22 protein-coding genes are annotated in these 22834 nt (G+C 68.7%); 8 read left to right on the top strand and 14 right to left on the bottom strand.

Annotated features, from left to right (window positions below):
* The 3 genes from Q8T13_18820 to Q8T13_18810 all read right to left on the bottom strand — a co-directional run.
* Positions 1-2418 (bottom strand): response regulator (locus Q8T13_18820; protein MDP3719819.1); only part of this gene is annotated, 2418 nt, incomplete at its 3' end.
* Entirely contained in the window at positions 2411-2992 is a 582-nt protein-coding gene (locus tag Q8T13_18815) for a YfiR family protein (GenBank protein ID MDP3719818.1), read from the bottom strand. The genes Q8T13_18820 and Q8T13_18815, both read right to left, overlap by 8 nt.
* 7 nt (positions 2993-2999) lie before the next feature.
* Positions 3000-3623 carry a hypothetical protein gene (locus Q8T13_18810; protein MDP3719817.1) on the bottom strand — a complete coding sequence of 208 codons (624 nt, stop codon included), beginning with the start codon at positions 3621-3623 and terminating at the stop codon, positions 3000-3002.
* 83 nt (positions 3624-3706) lie between these two features.
* Here Q8T13_18810 and Q8T13_18805 point away from each other — a divergent pair, with 83 nt between their 5' ends.
* Genes Q8T13_18805 through Q8T13_18790 form a run of 4 tightly spaced genes read left to right on the top strand, consistent with a single transcriptional unit; the run spans position 3707 to position 6835 of the window.
* Positions 3707-4204 carry a class I SAM-dependent methyltransferase gene (locus Q8T13_18805; GenBank protein MDP3719816.1) on the top strand — a complete coding sequence of 166 codons (498 nt, stop codon included), beginning with the start codon at positions 3707-3709 and terminating at the stop codon, positions 4202-4204.
* Entirely contained in the window at positions 4201-4380 is a 180-nt protein-coding gene (locus tag Q8T13_18800) for a hypothetical protein (protein MDP3719815.1), read from the top strand. The genes Q8T13_18805 and Q8T13_18800 overlap by 4 nt, the downstream gene beginning before the upstream one ends.
* Positions 4377-5744, top strand: a complete 1368-nt coding sequence (locus tag Q8T13_18795) for an amidase (protein ID MDP3719814.1) — start codon at positions 4377-4379, stop codon at positions 5742-5744. The genes Q8T13_18800 and Q8T13_18795 overlap by 4 nt, the downstream gene beginning before the upstream one ends.
* Entirely contained in the window at positions 5741-6835 is a 1095-nt protein-coding gene (locus Q8T13_18790) for an alpha/beta hydrolase family protein (protein ID MDP3719813.1), read from the top strand. The genes Q8T13_18795 and Q8T13_18790 overlap by 4 nt, the downstream gene beginning before the upstream one ends.
* On the opposite strand, the gene Q8T13_18785 is transcribed toward Q8T13_18790, so the two are convergent.
* From Q8T13_18785 to Q8T13_18770, 4 genes are all read right to left on the bottom strand, one after another.
* Positions 6830-7060, bottom strand: a complete 231-nt coding sequence (locus tag Q8T13_18785) for a hypothetical protein (GenBank protein ID MDP3719812.1) — start codon at positions 7058-7060, stop codon at positions 6830-6832. The genes Q8T13_18790 and Q8T13_18785 overlap by 6 nt on opposite strands.
* A gap of 107 nt (positions 7061-7167) precedes the next feature.
* A complete protein-coding gene (locus Q8T13_18780; protein ID MDP3719811.1) occupies positions 7168-8190 on the bottom strand; it encodes a zinc-binding dehydrogenase in 1023 nt (340 codons plus the stop codon).
* Between the two features lie 18 nt (positions 8191-8208).
* Complete coding sequence (locus tag Q8T13_18775) at positions 8209-9588, bottom strand: pitrilysin family protein (GenBank protein ID MDP3719810.1); 1380 nt, start codon at positions 9586-9588, stop codon at positions 8209-8211.
* Positions 9585-10889: a pitrilysin family protein gene (locus Q8T13_18770; protein MDP3719809.1), complete on the bottom strand. Its 1305-nt coding sequence runs from the start codon at positions 10887-10889 to the stop codon at positions 9585-9587. Before Q8T13_18770 ends, Q8T13_18775 begins: the two co-directional genes overlap by 4 nt.
* A 96-nt stretch (positions 10890-10985) precedes the next feature.
* Between Q8T13_18770 and Q8T13_18765 the strand changes: the two genes are divergently transcribed.
* Entirely contained in the window at positions 10986-12155 is a 1170-nt protein-coding gene (locus tag Q8T13_18765; GenBank protein ID MDP3719808.1) for an MFS transporter, read from the top strand.
* A gap of 131 nt (positions 12156-12286) precedes the next feature.
* Here the strand turns inward: Q8T13_18765 and Q8T13_18760 are convergent, their stop codons facing one another.
* Positions 12287-13375 (bottom strand): Mrp/NBP35 family ATP-binding protein, encoded by a 1089-nt coding sequence (locus Q8T13_18760; protein MDP3719807.1) that lies wholly within the window; start codon positions 13373-13375, stop codon positions 12287-12289.
* A gap of 82 nt (positions 13376-13457) precedes the next feature.
* Here Q8T13_18760 and Q8T13_18755 point away from each other — a divergent pair, with 82 nt between their 5' ends.
* The gene (locus Q8T13_18755) at positions 13458-13805 is read left to right on the top strand and encodes a hypothetical protein (protein ID MDP3719806.1); all 348 of its coding nucleotides are present in this window, start codon (positions 13458-13460) and stop codon (positions 13803-13805) included.
* A gap of 77 nt (positions 13806-13882) precedes the next feature.
* Complete coding sequence (gene yidD, locus Q8T13_18750; GenBank protein MDP3719805.1) at positions 13883-14116, top strand: membrane protein insertion efficiency factor YidD; 234 nt, start codon at positions 13883-13885, stop codon at positions 14114-14116.
* Positions 14117-14139: 23 nt separating this feature from the next.
* Here the strand turns inward: yidD and Q8T13_18745 are convergent, their stop codons facing one another.
* Entirely contained in the window at positions 14140-14523 is a 384-nt protein-coding gene (locus tag Q8T13_18745) for a hypothetical protein (protein ID MDP3719804.1), read from the bottom strand.
* Positions 14520-14975 (bottom strand): hypothetical protein, encoded by a 456-nt coding sequence (locus tag Q8T13_18740; protein ID MDP3719803.1) that lies wholly within the window; start codon positions 14973-14975, stop codon positions 14520-14522. The genes Q8T13_18745 and Q8T13_18740 overlap by 4 nt, the downstream gene beginning before the upstream one ends.
* Positions 14976-15042: 67 nt before the next feature.
* Between Q8T13_18740 and Q8T13_18735 the strand changes: the two genes are divergently transcribed.
* Positions 15043-15213: a hypothetical protein gene (locus tag Q8T13_18735; protein ID MDP3719802.1), complete on the top strand. Its 171-nt coding sequence runs from the start codon at positions 15043-15045 to the stop codon at positions 15211-15213.
* Here Q8T13_18735 and Q8T13_18730 read toward each other — a convergent pair.
* The 4 genes from Q8T13_18730 to Q8T13_18715 form a co-directional block, all read right to left on the bottom strand.
* The gene (locus Q8T13_18730) at positions 15210-15386 is read right to left on the bottom strand and encodes a hypothetical protein (GenBank protein MDP3719801.1); all 177 of its coding nucleotides are present in this window, start codon (positions 15384-15386) and stop codon (positions 15210-15212) included. The two genes, Q8T13_18735 and Q8T13_18730, sit on opposite strands and share 4 nt — an antisense overlap.
* A gap of 126 nt (positions 15387-15512) precedes the next feature.
* The gene (locus Q8T13_18725) at positions 15513-18305 is read right to left on the bottom strand and encodes a UvrD-helicase domain-containing protein (GenBank protein MDP3719800.1); all 2793 of its coding nucleotides are present in this window, start codon (positions 18303-18305) and stop codon (positions 15513-15515) included.
* The gene (locus Q8T13_18720) at positions 18298-21321 is read right to left on the bottom strand and encodes a PD-(D/E)XK nuclease family protein (protein ID MDP3719799.1); all 3024 of its coding nucleotides are present in this window, start codon (positions 21319-21321) and stop codon (positions 18298-18300) included. The genes Q8T13_18725 and Q8T13_18720 overlap by 8 nt, the downstream gene beginning before the upstream one ends.
* The gene (locus tag Q8T13_18715; GenBank protein ID MDP3719798.1) at positions 21318-22694 is read right to left on the bottom strand and encodes a hypothetical protein; all 1377 of its coding nucleotides are present in this window, start codon (positions 22692-22694) and stop codon (positions 21318-21320) included. Before Q8T13_18715 ends, Q8T13_18720 begins: the two co-directional genes overlap by 4 nt.
* Between the last annotated feature and the right edge of the window lie 140 nt (positions 22695-22834).

Here is a 22834-nt window from a genome sequence, read left to right as displayed (position 1 = left end):
GCCGGCGGCGGCCGGCGGCGGCGGCGCGACGACGCTCAGCCCCGCCTGCTCCACGACCGCGAACAAGGCCGCCGGGTCGATGGGTTTCGACAGGTAGCCATCCATGCCCGCGGCCAAGCACCGTTCCCGGTCGCCGCTCATCGCGTGCGCGGTCATGGCGACCACGCGCACGTGGGCGCCGGTCTCCCGCTCGCGCAGGCGCAGGGCGATGGTGGCATCCAGGCCGCCCAGCACCGGCATCTGCAAGTCCATCAGGACCAGGTCGAACGCCTCGCGCTCGAGCCGTTCCAGGGCTTCGCGCCCATTCTGGGCCACCGTGACGTGATGGCCGCGCCGCGTCAGTAGTCCAGCCGCGACGCGCTGGTTGACGACGTTGTCTTCGACCAGCAGGACGCGTGCGCGCGGGCCCGTGGCGCCCGTGGCGAAGCCACCCGCGATCGATGCCGGCTGGCTCGCTGCGGCTAGGGACACCGTGCCGACCGCCCGCTCGATGGCCAGCAACAGGTCCGCGGCGTACACCGGCTTGGTCAGGCATGCCGCAATACCCAGGGCGGCACAGCGCGCCTGGTCGGTGGCATCGCCGGACGAACTGAGCATCATGATCGTGGCACCGGCCAGCTCGGGGTGTTTATCAACCTCGGCGGCGACGCCGAAGCCATCCATGCCCGGCATCTGCGCGTCGAGCAAGACCAAACCAAACGGACGGCTCGTCTTCGCGGCGGCGGTTAGCGCCGCGAGTCCGTCCGATCCGTTGGCGACAACCGTCGCCGTCATGCCCCAACGCCTGACCTGCTCCCCCAGCATGCGCCGGTTGACCTCATTGTCGTCGACGATCAGCACTTCGAGATGCGGTAACGTGATCGTCGGCGCCTCGGCCGGCACGGTGCCGACTTCGAGCGCGATCGTGAAGTGGAAGGTGCTGCCGGCGCCCTCTTCGCTTTCGACCCAGATTTGTCCGCCCATCAATTTCACCAGCGTCGACGAGATCGTCAGCCCCAGACCGGTGCCGCCGAACCGGCGCGTGGTCGATCCGTCGGCCTGGCGAAAGGCCTCGAAGATGGTGGCGTGCATCGCCGCGGGAATGCCGATGCCGGTGTCGGCCACGCTGAAATGCAGCGTTGCGCGCCCGGACTGGGTCGCGTCGTTGCGAAGGGCGACCAGCACGTGGCCCTGCGCAGTGAACTTCAACGCATTGCTGACGAGGTTGGTCAGCACCTGCTGAATCCGCGCCGGGTCGCCGACGACCCCTTCAGGCACGCCCGGATCGACGTCGCAAATCAGTTCAAGCCCCTTCTGGTGGGCGCGCAGCGCCAGCGGCTTGAGCGCGTCGGCGATCAACGACCGCGGCGCGAACGGCAGCGCCTCGAGGGTCAGCTGGCGCGACTCGATCTTCGAGAAGTCGAGAATATCGTTGAGGATCAGCAGCAGGGCGTCGGCCGACGACCGCGCCGTCGCCAGGTTGTCGCGCTGCTCGGCGGTAAGCTCGCTGTCGAGCACCAAATCGGTCATGCCGATAATGCCGTTCATCGGCGTCCGGATCTCGTGGCTCATGTTGGCGAGAAACTCGCTCTTCGCCCGGCTGGCATCCATGGCGCGGTCACGGGCCGCGATCAGATCAAGGTTGCTGGTCTGCAGTTCAGCGGTGCGGGCTTCAACGGTGTGTTCGAGCGTGTCCTGCTGAGCCAGCAACTGTTGATCGCGCCGCTGGATGTCAGCCAGCATCGCGTTGAACTGATCGATCAGCTCGCCCAGTTCGTCGTCGTCACCACCGCTGGCGCGGACGTCGTAGCGAGCGCCGGCACGAACGGTCCGGGTCACCGCGAGCAGGCGGTCGATCGGCGCAAAGACCAGCCGTGCCGTCGCCCGTGACAGGGCGAACGCAATGCCCAAGGCTCCCAGAAACGTGGCGGCAGCGATCGCCGCAAACTGGCTGAGTCGGGTCCAGACCTCGCCGGTGTCGGAGGCCACTTCGATGTGACCGATCACGGCGCCGTCGAACGCGATTGGCCGCACGACGAGCAGGCCGCCGGACCCGAAACGGAACGCCGGAGCCGCACCGGCATCGGCGCCGCTCGGATGGATGAGCGGCACAGCACCAGGCCGCGAATACGTGGCCAGCACGCTGCCGTCGCGGGCGAACAACCGCGCGCCGGTGATGTTGGCGTTGACCGCGGTCGCGCGCAAGGTCTCGGCCGCCGCGACGGGGTCGTCGAACGTCAGGGCCGCGATGCTGTTCGCGCCGATGATGTCGGCCGTCATGGTGACGTCGCGGACCAGGCGCTGCCGCATGGCCAGGTAGTCGTACGTCACCAGCGCCGCGCCCGCGGCGGTGAGCGACACGACGCTGGTGATCAAGGCCGCAACGGTCAGCTTGCGGCCGACCGACTGGCGGCGAAACCAGGCGCTGAGGCTACTCAAGGTCGCGATCCCTGACGACTTTGGCAAGGCCAAGCAGGCGGGAACTGAGCTGCAGGCCCGAGCGCCCGAGCGCATCCACGTTGATGGCAAAACGCATCCGGCCGTCCTCGACGTACAGCTCGACGAGACCGCTCCGGCGCGCAAACCCTGGCTCGTCGCTCACGGTCAGCACCGGCGCCGCCCGAATCAACGACAACTCTTTCGTCGCGCGGCGCGCCGCGCTGTCAGCGATGAACAATACGTGGCACGTGCTCCACGTTCTGGCGTCGGCGGGCTGTATTGTCGCGACGACGTGGCCACCAATGTTCTTTCCTTGCGCTGTCTTGTCGAACGCGGCGGCCAGGCCGTCGTCACCGACGATGCACACCGCGATCGCCTGGCCGTCGCGCAGCGCCGGCCACTGCGCGAATCTGGCGAAATTATAGAGGAAAGCCGCTTTCAGGACGACGTCCGTTTCGCGTTGGGGGGCCTGGCCGGCGCCGACGGCCGGCGCACTGAGCGCAGCCGCCGCGACCACGGCGGCCGTGCACCAGCCCGGACCAAAACGTCGGAGCCGCCTCACCGGAATGTCCATCGCAGCCTCACGGCCGCGCTCCGCCCAGGGTCACGGACAGCCGGTCGTCGAGGAAGTCCACCTCGTCCTGCACGAAGCCGGTCAACAGCCAGCCGGTGCTCACCGCCGGGTCGAGGGAGAAGCCGCTGTTTCCGGTGAAGTGCTCGTGAGCCAGCCGATAGCCAAGGCCGGCCACCAGGTCGTGCCGGCGGCCGAGCGTCACTTGATACTGCGTGTCGAGATCGTAGGTCTGCCGGCTGAACTCGGCCACCGGTTCGTCGCGGTTCGCGAGGTCGATGAATCCCTGGATCTGCCACGCCCCACCGTTGCCCTGCGTACCGGTGAGCCGGCCGAGCAGGTGACCGCCCACCGCCTCGGAAGGGGTTCTGGAGACCGGCTCCTGCGCCGCAGTCTGCCCGGAGCGGCGGATGTCGTCCGCCGTGATCACATAGACGGCGGACGCAACATCGGCCGCGCGCTGCTCTTTGCGCGCGACCGAGGTGACCTCGATCCGCATCAGGTCTTCGATCGACAGTTGGGTGAGATCGGGGGCACCCGCCTGCGCGAAACCCGCCACGGGAATCGCGAGGCTCAGCAGGGCGGCCAAGGTGAACTGGCGCAGACGACGCCGGCTCCAACAGCTCCGAGCCATAGTTCGAGTGTAGGTGGACGCCGACGCATGTGCAATGGGTGCAGACTGGGCCGGCACGAGCTGGACCGTGTCAAAATCCCTGGGTGACGTCCGCCGACACTGCGGCTCTGCTGCAAACGCTGGCACGCGACTGCGGCGCCCGTCGTATCCTCGAGATCGGCATCGGCGACGGCCAGTTCACCCTGTCGCTTGCGGCAATGCTGCCGCCGGATGGGATGATGATCAGCATGGAAGCCGACGCGGTGTTGGCCGGACACGCGCGCAGCGAGCTGGCCGCCGCGGGCTATGCCGACCGCGTCAGCGTGATGGTTGGCGAGGCCGCGCGCTTCCTGCACAAGATTGCCGGTCCGTTCGACCTGATCGTCCAGGGCGCCGCCCCGGCGGTGAACCAAGCCAGGCACGAGCGGCTGGTCGCACTGCTTCGTCCCAACGGCGTGCTGGTGACTGATAACATTGGCGGGAACGGCGATTCCGATCCCGTGGTGGCGTTCAGCCACCGCCTGGCGGCCGACCCCCGCCTGCGCACTTCCTTTCTTCCCGTCGGTGGCGGCGTGGCGATATCGGTGAAACGAGCATCATGACTGTTGGTGAATGGCTGGAATGGGCAAAGGCCGACGCGGTCACGCGCGACCTGCCCGACTTGATCGCCCCGCTCGAAGGACTGGCCCAGGCAACCGAACGCCTGCGCGCGGCCGACTGGAATGACGACGCGGACAAGGCTACTCCTGTGGACATCGACGACGCGGAGGTGAAATGACGATCGCCGAAGTCGCGCCGCGGCTGGCCAAGGGTGAGGTCAAGTCCGAGAAGCTGACCGAGGAGTGCCTGTCGCAAATCGAGGCGCTCAACCCGAAGCTGAACGCCTTCATCACCGTGACCGCCACCGCCGCGCTCGCCGCTGCGCGCAAGGCCGACCAGGAGATTGCCGGCGGCCGCTACCGCGGGCCGCTCCACGGCATTCCGCTGTCGCTCAAGGATCTGATCGACATGAAGGGCGTGCGCACCAGCGCCGGTTCGCTCGTGCGCGCCGACCACGTCGCCGGCAGCGACGCCGTCGTCACCGCGCGGCTGCGCGCGGCCGGCGCCGTCTTTGTCGGCAAGACCAACCTCCACGAGTTTGCCTTCGGCACGACCACCGAAGATTCCGGTTTCGGCCTGGCCCGCAACCCGGTCGACCCGTCCCGCTCGCCGGGTGGATCGAGCGGCGGCTCGGCCATCGCCATCGCGACCGGCATGTCGCTCGGCACCGTCGGCACTGATACGGGCGGTTCCATCCGCATTCCCGCCGCCGCCTGCGGCATTGTCGGGCTCAAGCCGGAATGGGGAGAGGTCTCGGCGTCGGGCGTGGTGCCGCTCAGCCGCCAGCTCGATCATGTCGGTCCGCTCGCGGCGTGCGTGGCTGATGCATGGTTCCAGTACAACGCGATGGTGCCGGCCGCGCGGCAAACCGCGGCCATGCCCGCGGCGGCGCCGCTCAAGGGACTACGGTTCGGCGTGCCGGCGGGTTACCTGTTCGATCGGCTCGACGCCGACGTGGAGCGCGTCGTGGCCGCCACCATCGAGACGTTGCGCAGCGCGGGCGCGACCGTCACCGAGGTCGCCATTCCTCACGCCACCGACATGGCGGCTGTTTACGTGCACCTGGTGTTGGCCGACGCCGCCGAGTTTCACGGCCGCACGCTGCTGGCGCGGCCACAGGACTACACGCCCAACGTGCGGCTGCGTCTCGAGATGGCGCGCTACGTGCTGGCCGAAGACTACGTCCGCGCGGTGCGCGGCAAGGCGGTGATCGCGCACGAAGTCGACCGCGCGCTGCACGGCGTGGACGCGCTGGTGCTGCCGTCGCTGGCGATACCGGCGCCGCCGCTCGGTGCCGCGACCATGCCGGTCAAGGGCGGGCCCGAGGCGGTGCGGACGTTGATGCTGCGCTGCACCCAGCCGTTCAACCTGTCGGGACACCCGGCGATCTCGCTGCCGTGTGGCACAGCCCACAGCGGGCTGAGCGGCACGGCTCACGGCGGGCTGCCGGTCGGCCTGCAACTGGCGGGTCACAAGGGCGGGACGGCGGCCCTGGTGGGAGCCGCGCTGGCCGTGGAGCGCGCAATCGCGCACGCCGGATGATTCGACGTTACTTTCACCGTTGGGAGCAGCAACTCGCCAACGTCAGCAAACATGAACGCCAGGTCCGCCCGTTCGAGTGGGGCGAAGACTGGATCGACGCCGCCTTCGCGCCTGGCGCTACGGTGGACAGGACGGAGGCCGGCGGCGGGCAACCCGCCGGCTACGCCGGGGTGTCGGCGTGGGTCGAGCGCGTCATGCAGAATACCGACGCCTTCTACACGCCGGAGCCGGTGCGCTACACCTTTACGCAGGCGCTGCCCAGCGTGAGGGCCGGCGGCGAAGAAGGCCTGCTGACCTATCCCAGCGGGTTCACGACGCCGCACGACCACAACAACACCGTGACAGCGCGGTACTTCCCCGCCGCTCCCATCCGCAAACGCCGGCCCGGATCGCCTCGCCGGGCCGTCGTGGTGCTGGCGCAGTGGAACTCCGACGCCAACGGCCATGTCGGGCTGTGCAAGATCCTCGCGAAGCTCGGCATCGCGTCGTTGCGCATCAGCCTGCCCTACCACGACGCCCGCATGCCGCCGGAATTGAAGCGCGCCGATTACATCGTGAGCTCGAACGTCGTGCGCACGCTGCAGGTGTGCCGGCAGGCGGTGCGCGACGTGCGGCTCGCGCTCTGGTGGCTGCGCGACCAGGGCTACGACCGCCTGGGCCTGCTCGGCACCAGCCTCGGGTCGTGCCTGTCGCTGTTGACGACGTGCCATGAACCGCTGGTGAGGGCGCAGGCCCTCAACCACGTCTCGCCGTTCTTCAGCGACGTGGTGTGGCGGGGCCTCTCGACCGAGCACGTGCGCGAAGGGTTCGAAGGGTACCTCGACGCCGACCAGCTGCGCCACCTGTGGCGCCCGATCAGCCCGTGGTCGTTCCTGGATCGCATGCACGATCGCCAGACGCTGTTGATCTACGCCAAGTACGACCTCTCGTTTCCGGTGGACCTGTCGCTGAAGCTGGTGGACGAGTTCCGGCGGCGCCGCTATCCGGTCCAGGTCAGCGTGCTGCCATGCGGGCACTACTCGACCGGCGCCGCGCCGTACAAGTTCCTGGATGCGTGGTATCTGGGGAAATTTCTCGCGACGAAGCTATAGCATCCGCATCAGCCGCACCAGCGCGTCGTAGATCGACCCGGCCAGCGACTGTACGAGCGGCGTGACCTCGCCCGAATCCATCGATTCGGCCACTGTCACCGGATCGGTGAGCAGCAGCCACACCGTGGCGCCCGCGATGATCGTGGCCATCAGCCCGACAATGCCGACCAGGCTGAACAGCCGGCCGCCAAGCCCTGACGGCTTCCGCTGGATCTTGATATCCATGACGAAGCGAGGATCATACACCCCGCAATCTAAGGGTTGGACGTAAGCCCGGGCACACCGGTTCTTCGAGTGCAGCGGTTCGGTGGAGGCAACCCTTTAGGGGCTGGTCAGGCAATCAGGACAATCTTGCCGAACTGCTGGCGCGATTCGAGCCGGCGCTGGGCTTCGGCGGCCTCCGACAACGGATAGGTCTGGTCGACCACCGACCGGAGTTCGCCGGAAAAGAAGAACTGCGCCGCCCGCAGCAGTTCGCCCTTCCGGCCCATGTACGACCCCAGCAGCGATAACTGACGCCCGAACAGAAACCGCAAGTCGATTCGCGCGTCGTGGCCGGTGGTGGCGCCACACGTCACCAGCCGGCCGCCACGGGCGAGGCTCTTCAGGCTGCGATCCCAGGTCGCCGTGCCGACATGTTCGACCACGACGTCAACGCCGCGCCCGCCGGTGAACTCCTTGATCGCCGCCGGGACATCCTGCGTGGCGTGGTTCACCACCTCGTACGCGCCCAGCTGCCGCGCCTTGGCCAGCTTGTCATCCGACCCGGCGGTCGCAAACACGCGCGCGCCGTGCCGCCACGCGATCTGGATGGCCGCCTGCCCGACGCCGCTGCCGGCGCCGATGACGAGTACGTCCTCGCCGGCGCGCAACCTGGCGCGGGTGATCAGCATGTGCCACGCGGTCAGGAACGCCAGCGGAAACGCTGCCGCTTCCACGAAGCCCACCGCATCGGGAATCGCGATCAGGTTCTGGACCGGCACCTTCACGTACTCGGCGTAGCCGCCGTCGCTGCGGTAACCCAGCACGTCGTACGCCGGACACTCGTTGTCGCGGCCGTCGAGGCACGCCGCGCAGCGGCCGCACGAGAGGCCCGGCTGCAGCATGACGCGGCGGCCCACGCCGTACTCGCCGCCGGGCGCGCTGGCCACCTCGCCGGCCACGTCGGCGCCGGAGATGTGGGGAAACGGAATGCTGACGCGCTCCATGCCGCGCCGCTGCCACAGGTCGAGATGATTGAGCGCGCACGCCCGCACGCGCACGACGACTTCACCGGGGCCGGCGACCGGCTCCGGCACGTCTTCGTAGCGGAGGACGTCCGGTCCCCCGTGTTCGTGAAATCGTATGGCCTTCAACTTGGACTTCCGCGTCTTTCAGACTTCGGGCGTCAGGACCTGGTGCGGGCCGAGCCCGAGTTCAGGCAGTGAGCCCAACATTTTATCCAAGTCGCCGACAATCACCGTCGTCATTCTGGCCAGGTCCAGGTATTTTTCTGCAACACGGCTGACCTCGTCCGCCGTCACCTGCGCCAGGCGTGGGACGAAGTCCTCGAAGTAGGTGTCGGGCAGGCCATGCAGGGCCAGTTGCGCCACCGACCGCGCCACCTGGGTGGCGGTCTCAAAACCGCGCGGGTAGCCCTTGCTGACCGTGGCAAACCCCATGGACAGCTCGTCGGCGGTCGGCGGGCGGGTCGCGGCGATGTCGCGAATCTCGTTCAGGGCCTCGCGGATCGCCGGCACCGTCACGTCGGTGCCCACGCTGGTCTGCATGACGAACGGGCCGATGCCGCGCCGCAGGTCGAAGCCGGTGCGCACGCCGTAGGTGTAGCCCTTCGCCTCGCGCAAATTGAGGTTGATGCGGCTCACGAACTGCCCGCCCAGGATCGTGTTGAGCATCAACAACGCGTGATAGTCGGGCGTGGCCCGCGGCGCGCAGGCGTGGCCGATGCGCAACTCCGACTGCGCCGCGCCGGGCCGCGAGACGACGCCGAGCCTCGTGAGCGGCATGGCCGGCGGCGCCGCCAGCGCCGCGCCGCGATCGACCGTCATCGTCGAGGCGGCGGCGCGCCACTCGCCAAAGGCGGCGGCGGCCAGGTCCAACAGTTCCTCGGCCGGACGATCGCCGACGATCACGAGCGTCGAGCCGGCCGGCGCGAACAACGCGGCGTGCAGCAGGCGCGTCTCGTCCACGGTGGTCGCGGTCAGCGAGGCGGTGGTGCCAAGACCGAGGTGGCCGTACGGATGGCTGTCATACAGGACCCGCGCGAACGCGCGTTCGGCCATGGCGCCGGCGTGGTCCTTCATCTGGCGCAGGCGCTCGAGCCGCAGGTTGCGAATGCGGTTGAAGTCGTCGGCCGCCAGATTCGGCGCCGAGACGATCTCGCGGACCATCGACAGGCCGGTTTCGCTGAATCGATCCAGCGTCGTGAGCGACACCACGACCGCGTCGGCGCCGACTTCGAGATCGAGATCGCCGCCGATGCGGGCGAGGCGATCGGCCACTTCGAGCGCCGACTCGCCGCGACTGCCTTCGTCGAGGAGACCGGAGGTGATCGAGACCAGACCGTGGCGGTCGGCCGGATCCGCCGAGGAGCCGCCGGGCACAAGCAGCACAATCGCAGTGACGGGCACCGAGCTGTGCGTCACGGCGCGCAGTTCAAGGCCGTTGGCCAGCGTGCGCCGGGCGATGCGTGGAAAATGAAAGGGCCGGTCCGGACCGGGAACCGGTAACCGGCTGCGATCGACGGGGCTCATGAGACGTGCACCTCGACCGCGCCAGGCAACGCCAACTCGCGGCGGCCTCGCGGGACAACGCTCAGGGCCACCGACGGCGCATCTTGCAGCCAGCGCCGCGCGGCGACCGCAACCTCGTCGGCCGTAATCGTCTCGTAGCGCTGCCGATCGCGAGCGAAGTAGCCGGGATCGCCGAGATAGGTGTTGTACGCGTTCAGCTGATCCGACTTGCCGCCAAAGCCGCCAATGGTCTGAAGGCGATACAGGAACTGCGCCTCGGTCTGCGCCAGCGCGCGTTCCATCTCGGCGGGCGTCGGGCCGCCGGTCGCAATCTGCGTCACCGCTGTGCGAATGGCCGCCTCGAGTTCGGCCAGCGACACGCCGGCGGCGGCGGTACACGCCACCTGGAACATGCCGCCGATCTCCCGCGACTGCTGGTACGCCGACACGTCGGTGGCCACGCGGCGTTCGTAAACCAGGAGCTTGTACAACCGCGAGGTCTTGCCGTGCGCCAGTACGTCGGCCGCCACGTCGAGCCCCGCGTCGTCGTCGGCGAACATCGCCGGCGAGTGCCAGGCCAGGTAGAGGCGCGGCAGCTCCACGCGGTCCTCGAGTACGAGGCTGGCGCTCGCCGCCAGCGCGGCGTCGGCGCGCACCGGGGCTGGCACCGGCCCGGCCGGCAAATCGCCGAAGAACCGCTCGGCCAGGTCAAAAGCCTGTTCGGTTGCGAGGTCGCCGGCCAGCGCCAGCGAGGCGTTGGCCGGGTGGTAGAACGCCTGGAAGAACGCGTGCACATCCTGCAGCGTCGCCGCCCGTAAGTCCTCGGGCGCGCCGATGGTCGGCCAGTGATACGGATGGTCGGGCGCGAACATCGCCGACGACAGCGCGATGCCGGCCATGCCGTACGGCCGGTTCTCGTAGTTCTGCCGGCGCTCGTTCAGGACCACCTCGCGCTGGTTGGTGAACTTCTCCTCGGTCAGCGCGGGCAACAGGTAGCCCATGCGATCGGATTCCATCCATAACGCGAGTTCGAGGGATCCCGTGGGCACGACCTCCCAGTAGTTGGTGCGATCGGTGCTCGTTGACCCGTTGATCAGTCCGCCGGCCCGCTGCATGGGCGGAAAGTAGCCGTGGTCGTGGTGCGCCGAGCCCTCGAACATCAGGTGCTCGAACAGGTGCGCGAAGCCGGTGCGGCCGGGGCGTTCGTTCTTGGAGCCGACGTGGTACCACAAGTTCACCGCCACCATTGGCAGCTGATGATCCTCATGCACGATCACGTCGAGGCCGTTCGAAAGGGTGCGTTTGGTATACGGTATCTGCATCTTGATCGGGCCGGGAGTCGGGAGTCGGGAGTCGGGAGTCGGGAGTCGGGCTTGCCCCGCCGTAGCCTTGGCGAAGGCGGGAGACTTGTTCTGATTATGTCATCCCCGTGGACCATGCTCGGGGTCGTTTCCCTGGCCCAGTTCCTCGGGATGACGCTGTGGTTTTCGGCGACGGCGGTGACGCCCCTGCTGGTCCGCGAGTTCGACATGCCATCCAGTCACGCCGCGTGGCTGACCATGGCTGTGCAGGCGGGCTTCGTGGCCGGCACGCTCGCCAGCGCGCTCGGCAATCTGGCCGACATCCTGAACCCGCGCACGCTGATGTTCGCGGGGGCGCTCGCGGGCGCGGCCGCCAACGCGGCCGTGATCGTGGCACCCGGCTCTTGGTCGGTGATTGCGCTCCGCTTTCTCACGGGCGCGTCGCTGGCGCTGGTCTATCCGCCGGGTATGAAGATCGCGGCCGGCTGGTTTCGCGAGCGGCGCGGCTTTGCGCTCGGCCTGCTGATCGGCGCGCTCACGCTGGGCAAGGCCGTCCCTCATCTGCTGACGGCGCTGTTCGGCAGCAACTGGCAACAGCCCATGCTGCTGGCGTCGGCGCTGGCCGCCATCGGCGGGGTCCTCGTGCTGGCGGTCGTGCGCGACGGCCCGTATGTCGCCGCCACCGCGCCATTCGACCCGCATGCGATCCGGAAGATCCTCGCCAGCCGCGGCGCGCGGTTGGCCACGTTCGGCTACCTGGGCCACATGTGGGAGCTCTACGCCATGTGGACGTGGATCGCGGTCTTCGCGGCGGCGAGCTTCACCGCGTCGGGACTGACCAATGCGAGCGCGGCCGCCTCGGTCGCCGCGTTCCTCGCCATTGGCAGCGGCGCGGCCGGCTGCGGCGTGGCCGGCTACCTCGCCGATCGCTTCGGCAAGGCGCGCATCGCCATGTGGGCCATGCTCGCCAGCGCCGCCTGCGCCGCCCTCACCGTCGTCACCTTCGGCGGCACGCCGTTCTGGCTCTACGCGCTGGTCATGGTGTGGGGCTTTGCCGTGGTCGCCGACTCGGCGCAGTTCTCGGCGCTCGTGAGCGAACACGCGCCGAAGGAACACGTCGGCACCGCGCTGACGATGCAGACGTGCGTCGGCTTTCTGTTGACGATGGTGACGATCGAATTGCTCCCGCGCCTCGCGGAGGCCGTGGGCTGGCAATGGGCGTCGCTGTTGCTCGTCCCGGGACCATTGCTTGGAGCCTGGGCTATGGCGAGGCTGAATCGAGCCTGACGGGGAGCCGACACTGGACGGGGAGACACCATCTGAAGGGGCGTTGTCGCTTGACGGGATCCCCGTCAAGGAGTGCAACCCCGTCAAGAGGTGCCGCCCCGGCAAGGAGTGCCGTCCCCGGCAGTGTCAGTTCACTTGACCTGCACGAGTGGGATCTTGCCCTTGTGCGTCACGGCGTTCTTCTGCGCCGCCACGGCGATCTGAATCACGGTCGCCTCGGCCAGCGCGGTGAACGCCTTGGCGGCGACACTCTCGGGCTCGGCAATCACCAGCGGGATGCCGCGATCGCCGCCGACGCGAATGGGCTGGTAGATTGGCAGGCGGCCCAGGAACGGCACCTCGAGCTGCTGGGCCATTTGCTCGCCGCCGCCGTGCCCGAAGATGTCGGCCTCGTGGTGGCAGCTGGTGCACTCGTAGAAGGCCATGTTCTCGACCATGCCGAGCGTGGGGATGTTGAGTTTCTGGTACATCCGCACGGCACGCTTGCTGTCGGCGAGCGACACCTGCTGCGGTGTGGTCACGACAATGGCGCCGGCCGCCGGCACGGTCTGGCTGAGCGACAGCGCGACGTCGCCGGTGCCGGGCGGCATGTCCACGATCAGGTAATCCAGTTCCTTCCACGCCACGTCCCGGCAGAACTGCTGGATGGCGCTGTGCAGCATCGGCCCGCGCCAGATCATCGGCGCTTCGTCCTGGGCCAGGAAGCCCATTGACACGATCTGGATGCCGTACTTCTCGGCCGGCCGGATCATCTTGCCGTCCATCTGCAGCTGCGCCTGCAGGCCGAACATGATCGGGACGTTGGGCCCGTAGATGTCGCCGTCGAGAATGCCGACCTTGGCGCCGAGCTTCGAGAGCGACACGGCCAGGTTGACGGCCACGGTGGTCTTGCCGACGCCGCCCTTGCCGGCGCCGACCGCGATCACGTTCTTGACGCCGGGCAGGGGCGGCTTGCCGTGTTCGGGCGCCGAGGCCGAGCGCACCGAAAACGCCATGGTCACGTCGAGGCTGGTGATGCCGGGCACCGCGGCCACCGCGGCCAGGGCGCGCTCGCGCACTTGGTCCCGGGCGGCCACCGAGGGACTCGACAATTCGATCGTGAAGGCAGCGCGGCCGTCGGCGACCTCGACGTGCTTGACGAACTTGAGCGACACGATGTCGGTCTGCAGGTCGGGGTCGTGGACGCCCCTGAGCGCCGCCAGGACCAATTCCGATGTCATAAGAAATTCAGCTTACCATGCGGGTGAAATTGATAAACTCGGCCCAGTTCCCGCGCTTCCCCCATGGTGAAGGAGATATCAGATGGCCGACACGTCGCCCGGTAGCGCACCGTCGAGCAATCGCAATGTCATGATCGTGTTGTCGTACCTGTGGCTGCTGGCACTGGTCCCGCTGCTCACGGAGAAGGACGACAAGGAGGTGCAGTGGCACGCCAAGCACGGCATCGTGCTGATGGTGGCCGAGCTCGTCGTGTGGGTGGTGTTGAACTTCGTGCTCGTCGCCCTCGGACCCATGGGTTGCATCTTCGCGCTGATCACCCCCCTGCTGGCGCTGGCCCAGCTGGCTCTCCACATCATGGCCATGATCAAGGGCGTGAACGGCGGCCGGTTAATCATCCCCGGCCTGAGCGAGTTCGCGGAAAAGTTCTGAAGCGCAAACTCTGGATCGCGATTGCGGTGACGGTCACCGCGATCGCGGTCGACCTCAATCGCCCGCCGGCCTCACAGCTGACCACCCACGCCGCGGTCGGCGGCATTCACCTTTACCAGGCCACGCTGTCGCCGCTCTACAGTCGCATGGGCGTCGACTGCCGCTTCGAACCGACGTGCAGCCATTACGGTGAAGCGGTGATCAAGAGATACGGGATTGCTCGCGGCGGCGTGATGGCCATCAGACGCGTCTTCCGCTGCGGTCCCTGGACCCCCTCCGGCACCAAAGACCCCGCACCTTTGGCACCCTAGGCACCTTAGGCACTCTAGGCACCCTAGGCACCCTCGAACAGCCGCCGTCCCTCTTCGTTTAGCAACACCCAGAACGCATACGCTCCGAGCGCGGTGCCGAACGGCAGCAGCACCAGGTTGCCCACCGCGAGTCCCAGTGCCATCAACCGCGCCGACGGGCGATAGCGGCGCAGGGTCCGCCCGACCACGAGATGCAGCGCGCCCCACACCAGGGCGATCAGCGAGATCGAGCCAATGGTCACGGCGGTCAGGCTCGCCGCCATCTCTGAACTGAAGCGCACCGGGCCGTCGGAGCGGGCGATCGCAAACGCGCCGCCGGCCAACGCGAACCCGGCCAGCGCGACCAGCGTGAAGATGCCGCCCCAGGTCAAATACAGCGTGGCGAGGAAATCGACGTGGCGCTTCACGCCATGACCGCGACGCGCACATCCACGCGCGTGCGCGGACCCCGGGCGAGTGACACGCTGAAGCTGAAGCGATCGCCGTCGAGCACGCCACTCGGTACCGCCACGGTCAGCCGCTGCGTGTGCAGTTCCTGGCCCTCGCCGTCGCACTCGCTACAGTGCTCGCTCCACACTTCGCCGCGGCCGCCGCAGCTGGCGCAGGTGCGCGGCACTCGCACTTCGAGCGGCACCATCGCGCCGGTGCCGGCCTGGCACTGCGAAATCGTGATGTGCGCGGCGGTGGCTCGCTCGGCGCCGGCCTCGCCGTGATCGCGACGGAACAATTCGGCCGCTGCGCGCGAGGACGGAAAGTCGATCGCGACTTCGTCGCTCAACGAGCGGCGGTACGCGCGCTCGTGAGGCACGAGCGTTTCGAGCGCGAGGCGCGACGCGTGGAATCGATGTGGACGAAACACCCTGGCCTCACGATAGGGTTGGGCCCTGAGGTTGTCAAGGACAAGCGGCGCGGATTACGATGCGCGCATGCCGAAGGAGTGTCCGATGTGCGCCGAGTTTATGCGCCTGGTGACGCGGGACACCATCACTCGCGTACCGGGAACTTCACAGGATGTGAAGGCCACCGTGCGCGAGTGGGTCTGTCCGGAGTGCGACTATTTCGAAGAGGCGGAAGCCGGCGATCAGCCGGACACCTAGCGGGCGCCGAGGGTGAGGAGCACTTCCTTGCGAATCGAGTCCTCGACTTCCTCGAAGTTGAGCGCGGTTTCGCACTCGTCGCACAGCACTTCGATCACGCCGGGCTTGCTTTCTTCCGACACTTCAACGCGGGTGTCGTCGAGCTGCACTACGTGCATCTGCAGCGTTTTCACGAGAAATTTGCGGGTGTTCCCGCAGGCCGAACACGTCAGTGGCACGTAAATACGCTCCTTGATCCTTCAAAATTGTATGGGATGCCTTCGGCCTACGCAACGCAAATCGGGCCTCCCTAACGCGCTTTAGCGGCTTTGGACGTCTTTACGTGCCTCGAATGGTTCGAGGTCGGCCAGTCTTTCGTCCGCCAGTCGCGGCAACCGCCAGGTGCGCGGCGCCGGACCGGCCGCCGGGACGCGCCGAATCCGGTGCGCGGCCGAGTGGCCCTGCCACACGAATTCAGGGTCCAGCCCGGTCGTAGCAGCGGTCATCAGGGACGCCGGCAGGATCCGCCCCAGCGAGCCGCGCTGAAGGACCAGCTGGCCGCCCACCGCCGTTCCCGACAAATACAGCCGATCCCGGGCCCGCGTCAGCGCCACATAAAGCAGGCGCTTGGTTTCCTCCCGGTCCCGCTCGTCGGCGTCGCGATCGCTGTCGCTCTGGTGATCGCTCACGCTCACCGACGCCTCGCCCGCCTCCCTCTCATCATCGACAAACGCCGGCGCCACCACGCGAATGTCGTCTCGTCCGCCGCCGCTGCCACGTCCAATGTTCACGACGAACACCACCGGGAACTCGAGCCCCTTGGCCGCGTGCACGGTCATCAGGTTCACGGCATCGGCGGCATCGATGATGGCGTTTGACTCGTCGCCACCGGCCGCCAGTTCGGCGAAGTAGTCCGACAGTCGCCCAGGCGTGGCGTACCCGCGGTTCTGGATGCGGCGAATCAGGCCCCGTACTTTCTTCAGGTTCTCACGCGCTTGCGCGAAGCCCGGGCCGCCAATCTCCACCGCGTACGCCGCCTCGGCCAGCACCCGGTCCACGACCTCGGCCGGCGGCAGCTGGTCGGCCATCGCGATCCACGCGCCGACGCTGTCGCGCGCCAGCAGCAGCCGTTCGCGATCGTCGGGCGCCAGCTCGGCCGCTGCCGGCGGCGGTTCGGCGGCCGTCACTGCGCCGGCCAGCCCCGGCGCCAGTAGCTTCAACGCCTCGTCCGACAGCCGCACGAGCCGCGATCGCAAGAACGCCGCCGCGCGCAGGTTCGATCCCGGCTCGGCCAGGTACGCGACGAGCGCCAGCACGTCCTTGACCTCATCCGCGTCGAAGAATCCCAGGCCCTTGTAGACGTAGAACGGCACGCCGCCGCGCGCCAGCGCGGCCTCGAACAGCGCGTGGCCCTCGCGCGTGCGAAACAGCAGGCCGATGTCGCCCGGCTGCACCGCGCGCCGCACGCCGGTCTGGCGGTCGCGCACGGTCACGCCGGCAATCAACAGCCGCGCAATCTCGTCGGCCACCGCCTCGGCCTGGGCCGCATCGGTGTCGGCAACCACCACGCCCACCGCATCCGCGCCGCGCGGGCCCTCGTCCACGAGCGGGAACACGTCATCTTCGCCGTACCGGAACGCATCCGGCCGATCCAGCGCCTTCTCCACGTCGGCAAACACGTCGTTCACAAACGCCAGCAGCTCCTGCACCGATCGGTAACTGCGGGTGATCGCCGCGCGCGAGGGTGTCTCGGGCCGCAGGGCCTCGATGAAGCGGCCGGCCGCGTCGAGCACCGTGACCTCGGCGTCGCGAAAGCCGTAGATCGACTGCTTGCGGTCGCCGACGATGAAGATGGAGGGGGGGATGGGGCCGTGCACCATGCCCTCGCCGGCCGCCCAGGCGCGGACCAATTCGCGGACCAGCTGCCACTGGGCGCGGCTCGTGTCCTGGAACTCGTCGACGAGCACGTGCTCGTACCGCGATTCCAGCCGGTAGCGGCTGCGCGAGAACTCTTCCATCTGCCCAAGCAGCTTCAGGGTGCGCTCCAGCAGATCGGGGAAATCGAGCACACCGTGCTTGTCGAGGGTGCGGCGGTATTCGTCCTGCGCAATCGCGAACAGACGCCTGACGCCGCGGGCGAGCACGATGTTGAGGTCATGGCGAAACGCCGCCGACGCGCGCTCCACGTGAGGGCCGAGGCCGAACACCACCACCTTGTGGCGTTCGTAATCAGCCGCCGAGCGGTAGTCGGCCTTCTTGTGCTTCAGCCGCTTCCGCGGTCCGCCGTCCTTGGTCAGCACCAGGTCGGCCACTCGATCCAACGTGCCTCGCAGCCGCGCCGGCGATGGTGGCGGCTCGGCCATGATCTGGTCCACGTCGTACGCGACCAGGTCGAAGCCGGGCGCGGCCGGGCCGCAGGCGCGAAACGCCGCGGCGCCGCCGACCGAGGAAATCGCGGCACGCAGTGTCTGGAGCAGCCGCAGGCACGCCGCCTCGGCCGTGACATCGCGCCCGCGCAGGAAGCGATTGAGCGCGTCCCAGGCGACCAGCCGGCGATCGAGCAGCGCCGCGAGTCCCTTGCGCAGCCGCGGCTCGCCCAATTCGGTGAGCAGCAGCGCCACGTCCGGATCGCCGAGCGAGACGCCGCGTCCGACCGCCAGCGCGCGATCCAAAGACGACTCGACGAATCGCGGCGTTTCGGTTTCGTCGGCGAGGTCGAAACCCGGATCGACCCCGGCCTCCAGCGGAAACTCGTGGAGCAACGACAGGCAGAACGCGTCGATGGTGCTGATGGAGATGTCGCCGAAAGCATCGCGGATCTCGCGCCAGCGATCGCCGGTCAGGCTGCCCAGCCGGTGGCGTTCGCGCAGCGTGGCCATGACGCGCTGGCGCATTTCGGCCGCGGCCTTGCGCGTGAAGGTGATCGCGAGAATGTTGCGCGGCGCAACGCCGACTTCGAGCAGGCGGACGTAGCGATCGACGAGCACGCGCGTCTTGCCGGTGCCGGCTGAGGCTTCGAGCGCGACGTTGCGCGCCGGATCGACCGCCATCCGCCGCGCGCGATCGTCGGCGGTCTCCTCCGGCTCGAATTGCAGGCGGGGCTGATCACTCATCGTGGGCCCCCGGCTCGGCAGGCAGGCCGCCCGGCGTGCGGCACACCGCCACGAAGGCGCACATGCCGCAGAGGTTGCGGGTCTCGGGCCGCGGCGGGTAGTGCCCGGCGGCAATGTCGTCGAGCGCCTGCACCAGCCGGTGCTCGGCGGCCGTCACCAGCTCGTCGAACGACTTGCCGGTTTCCTTGAGCGGCATCACCGCCTGTGGGCCTTCGAACGACAGGTACATGGCCTCGCTGGCGGTGAGGCCGGCGCCGCGTTCGGCCGACAACCGCGCGCGCACGCCGGCGCTGTAGATCGGCAGCTGCAACGCGATGCGGCGGTCGGGCACGTACTTCGTCTTGTAGTCGATCACGCGAAAGGTGCCGTCGGCCAGCACGTCCACGCGATCGATCTTCGCGCGCAGCCGCACCGTGCGACTGGCGCCGTCTTCGCCCGTGAACGCAAACTCGCCGTCGAGCTCGAACTCCATCAGCCGTTCGCGGATCGCAGTGCCGCGCTCGGCTTCCATGGCGAACACCCGCTCGGCGATGCCGGAACCGACCGCCGACCCATACAGCCGCGCCCGTTCGAGGCCGGCCTCGGCCGGCGACAGCGACGCCAGCGCCGGCTCGCAGATCTCGACGAACAGCGCCCGCGCCTCGGCCATGTCGGCCGCGGTAATGCGGCCGCGGCCGCGCGCTTGCCACTCGTGGAAGAACGTCTCGAACAGCTCGTGGAGGAAGCGGCCGCGGACGAGCGGCGAGCGCGTGTTCTCGTCCTCCGGCTCCTCGTCTACCTGCAGCACGTTGGTCACGTAGAACTGGAACGGGCACTTCAGATACCGCTCGAGGCGGCTGACGCTGACGCGGGGCAACACCCACGGCCCCGCCTCGCCCTCGAAGCGGGCACGTTCCCGCACGGCGCCACCGGCGCGGACGTGGGCCCATTTGGTTACGGCCGCACTAAAGTGCGGCCCTACGGTAGCCCCTACGGCAGGCCCTACGCCTTCCTTCAAGGCCGCCAGCGCTTCGTAGGCAAACACCTGGACGGTTGGATCCAGCGTTGACACCTCGCGCGACAGTCCCAGCGTGGGCAAGTCGTCGAGAAACGCTGACGGCTCGACCACCGCGTCAGACTCGAGCGCGAACGTCGAGACGCGGACGCGGTGCCGCGCGGACATCAGCAAGTCGTGGAACGACGCGCGCGCAAACCGCACCAGGTCGCGTTCCTGGTGAAGCGCCACGCGATCGGGGCGGGCCGGCTCCAACTGCGCGAGCAGCGATTGCGGATAGAAGATGTTGCGCCGCGGCCGCTCGGGCCACTCCCCCTCCACCAGCCCCATCACCTGCACATCGTCAACATCGGCAAAACGGGCCGCCTGGCGATCGAGGATCTGGAGACCGCCTTCGCCGGTGCGGAGGGCAAAGGTCTGGGCGCCGAGCCAGCGCCGAACGGCGGCGGAGAGATCGGTGATGGTGCCGCTGGCGCCGGGATCGTGACGCCGGTACGCCTCGCCCAGTCCCGCCAGGGCCAGCGTGACCGCGGCGCGGACGCGGTCGCGACGGTCGTTGCCCGGCTGCGGACGATCGTGACGATCGAGAAACGCCCGCAACCGGTCCACGTGCTCGACCATGGGGTGCGACTCGCCCAGAGGCGACAACAGTGTGCCGGCGGCGAGCGCGGCGGCAAAGGCCGGTTGCGCCGTCCCGCGGCACGAGTCGGCCAGCGAGGCCAGACGATCCAGGCCGCCCAGGTAGCGCTGTTCGGCGAGCGTGACGTCGAGCGCGGCAATCGCATCGCGGCCGACGTCGGCGTCGCCGGCATCGCCGGCGACGAAGCGGAAGTGCGGCGAGCGCAGCAGCGCGACAAGGGCGCGGCGGGTGAAGCCGGCGGCCACGCACTCCATGGCGACATCGACGGCGGCGGCGTACGGTTCGGCCGCCAACGGCAACGTATCGAGCGCCTCGAACGGCACGCCGGCGCCCTGGAACACATCGCGGGCGAGATAGAGATACGGCAGCGGCCGCGCAACCACCAGGGCGGTCTGCTCGAGAGCCACGTGACGGCCCGATCGGCGGTCGGCCTTCAGCCGCCGGGCCACGCCTTCGAGTTCTTCCTCGCGATCGCGATACTCCAGGGCAAAAGGCAGCTCGCCTGCCGCTTGCCCTGAGCGAGCCCCAGGGGCGAATCGAGGGGTGCCTGCGGGCACGACGATGGCTGGCGCCGGGGCGGCAAGCAAAGACGACTCGGTTTCCTCGATGCCGACGAACGCGAGCCGAAGACGATCGAGGTAGCCCGCCTCGAGGGTAGCGTCGGTCGCCACCACGTCGATGGCCTCGAGGCCGGGCAAGCTCGTGAGCATCACCACGTCGGCCGGCCACAGGCCGTCCGGATCGAGCGGCCGATCGCCAACGGTGATCACCACGTGCCGCAGCGGCGCCGCCGCCCGCGTGTCAATCAGCAACGCGCGCGCGGCGTGTTCGTCGAGAAGGCCGGTGTCGAGCAATCGCGATTCGTAGCCGCGAAACGTGGCCGTCAGGAAGCGCGTCTGCTCGAGCAGTTGCGCGGCGCCCTGGTCGGAATCGGCGGCCGGCTCGAGCTCGCCGGTCAGCAGGCGGTCGAAGTCATCGACCGAACGTTGCAGCCGGCGCAGGTAGTCATAGAGGGCCAGCATCTCGGCGACGAGCGCCGGCCGGACATGAAACGGTGGCGGCACGCCGGCGTCCTCGGCCTCGCGCGCCGCGGCGGCGATCAGGGCTTCGCGTTCGAATCCCGACAGCGTGCGGGCATCGGGCCGCAGCCGCGCCAGGAGCCGCTCGTACAGTTCGGCGCGGGTGCCGATCGGCGGCATGGCAACGGCGTCACCAAGCCGGGCGCGCAAGGTGCGGCGCAGCTGCTCGCCCGCGGCCGCGGTCGGCACCAGCAGGAAGCTGTCGGCGCCGCCCGGGGCGACGCGCACCAGCTCGGCGAGGTGCGCGCGAAAGCCGTCGAGGCCGGCCGCGCGCAGGAGCCGGGTACGGCGGGGGGTGATCACTTGGCGGCCGGCGGCGCCATCGCCGCCGCGAGATCGGCGCGCGCGCGCTGATACAGCATCAGCGCGCCGGCCGCCGCAGACGAGGCGCGCTGCGCGCTGTCGATGCTGTTGCTCGATACCGATTCGCGGCGCAGGCGCAGCGCCGTCTCGGCCAGTTCCCAGGCGCTGCGGACCAGCGCGTGTCCGTTGGCCAGGTCGGCAGGCGGCGTGACCTTGCCAATCTTCACGCCGGCCGACGCCAGGCGCTTGGCGATCGCCTCGAGGGTATGGAGCGGCGGGCCCGCCAGTGTCCGCACCTGGTGGAGGCTGACGGTCGCGTCGCGGAACACGTTGAAGGAACCGTTCATCGAGCGGCGGTAGCGGCGATAGGTCTGCTCGCGCTTCTCCCATTCCTTGCGGGTTTCGCGGGCTTCGGTGGCGCCATTGGCCTGCAGATCGATAGTCGCGAGCAACGCGGAAATCTCGCCGGCCCGTGCGCCACCGAGCCGGTGGTCTTCGGCGATCACCTGCTCGCGCAGCTTCTCGAACTCGCGGCGATCGCCCTGCCGCGCCAGCCTGGCGGAGGTTTCGAGGGTGCGCTGCCGCAGCACGGTATAGGCGCGCTCAACCTGTCGTTCGTGCTCGAGGTCCACACCGACCGAGCCACGGACACGCCGGGCCCACGCGTCGGGCAACAGGCCGACCGCGCGATCCAGCAGGCGCATCACCGATTGCAGCAGCGTGATTCGCTCGGCCGGTGATTCGGCGAGCGAGGCGGCGGCCACCAACTGCTCCACCAGCTCGGCGTCGGTCGGCGGCGGCAAGGGTGGCGGCGGCGGCACGGCCAGCGGCGCGCTGAGCGCCAGGTCGAAACGGGTCTGGCCGACGGCGACGCGCAGCTGCGAGATGATCTCGTCGAGCACGTCGAGCGACTGGCGGACTTCGCCGATGCGGTAGCCGTAGTGCGAGGCGGGCCATTCGGCCAGCGACTGCCGGGCGCGCTCGGCGGTGGCCAGGCGCACGCCCGGGTCGGCAATCCGCGACACCTCGTTGAGGGTCTTGGCCATTTCGCTGCTGAAGCGGGCGAAATCAGCCTCACCCCTGGTTTCGGCGTAGGCCACGGCGCGCACCGATTCTGCGTACAGCTCAGTCCGCGGCCAATCGACGCGGCCCGACGCGATGTTCACCAGGTGCAACTCGACCGGATCGCCGCTCAGCCGGGTGGGAATCGAGAAAATCACGCGATCGTCAACTCGCGCCCACTCGCCGTAGCTGGCCAGGACACGCCCATCCGAGAGAAACACCCGGAACAACACGCGGCTGGCCGGCGTCTGCGCCTCTACGGCAGCCGGCATCGCAAACGCGGCGAGAATCAGAGTCCAGCGGAGGATCACGAGTGCGGCTAGTTTATCGCCTTGTGGAAATCCTGTGGACGAACGGTCGAAAAACTGTGGATGACGCGACACGGAAAATAAACTCTGGGCGAATGTCCCTCTGATCCAGGCACCCAAACACTGCGGCCGGCCGCTTTCGC

The sequence above is a fragment of the Acidobacteriota bacterium genome (assembly GCA_030697165.1).
In the GTDB taxonomy this organism is placed as follows: domain Bacteria; phylum Acidobacteriota; class Vicinamibacteria; order Vicinamibacterales; family UBA2999; genus 12-FULL-67-14b.
The sequence above is the reverse complement of the archived record's forward strand: the minus strand, read 5'-3'. Positions and strand labels throughout refer to the sequence as shown.

What these genes read in the sequence shown, in the direction of transcription:
- Q8T13_18815 (MDP3719818.1), bottom strand. Translation starts at nt 2,992, where the DNA reads ATGGACATTCCGGTGAGGCGGCTCCGACGTTTTGGTCCGGGCTGGTGC.
- Q8T13_18810 (MDP3719817.1), bottom strand. Translation starts at nt 3,623, where the DNA reads ATGGCTCGGAGCTGTTGGAGCCGGCGTCGTCTGCGCCAGTTCACCTTG.
- Q8T13_18800 (MDP3719815.1), top strand. Translation starts at nt 4,201, where the DNA reads ATGACTGTTGGTGAATGGCTGGAATGGGCAAAGGCCGACGCGGTCACG.
- Q8T13_18795 (MDP3719814.1), top strand. Translation starts at nt 4,377, where the DNA reads ATGACGATCGCCGAAGTCGCGCCGCGGCTGGCCAAGGGTGAGGTCAAG.
- Q8T13_18790 (MDP3719813.1), top strand. Translation starts at nt 5,741, where the DNA reads ATGATTCGACGTTACTTTCACCGTTGGGAGCAGCAACTCGCCAACGTC.
- Q8T13_18785 (MDP3719812.1), bottom strand. Translation starts at nt 7,060, where the DNA reads ATGGATATCAAGATCCAGCGGAAGCCGTCAGGGCTTGGCGGCCGGCTG.
- Q8T13_18775 (MDP3719810.1), bottom strand. Translation starts at nt 9,588, where the DNA reads ATGAGCCCCGTCGATCGCAGCCGGTTACCGGTTCCCGGTCCGGACCGG.
- Q8T13_18770 (MDP3719809.1), bottom strand. Translation starts at nt 10,889, where the DNA reads ATGCAGATACCGTATACCAAACGCACCCTTTCGAACGGCCTCGACGTG.
- Q8T13_18765 (MDP3719808.1), top strand. Translation starts at nt 10,986, where the DNA reads ATGTCATCCCCGTGGACCATGCTCGGGGTCGTTTCCCTGGCCCAGTTC.
- Q8T13_18760 (MDP3719807.1), bottom strand. Translation starts at nt 13,375, where the DNA reads ATGACATCGGAATTGGTCCTGGCGGCGCTCAGGGGCGTCCACGACCCC.
- Q8T13_18755 (MDP3719806.1), top strand. Translation starts at nt 13,458, where the DNA reads ATGGCCGACACGTCGCCCGGTAGCGCACCGTCGAGCAATCGCAATGTC.
- Q8T13_18735 (MDP3719802.1), top strand. Translation starts at nt 15,043, where the DNA reads ATGCCGAAGGAGTGTCCGATGTGCGCCGAGTTTATGCGCCTGGTGACG.
- Q8T13_18725 (MDP3719800.1), bottom strand. Translation starts at nt 18,305, where the DNA reads ATGAGTGATCAGCCCCGCCTGCAATTCGAGCCGGAGGAGACCGCCGAC.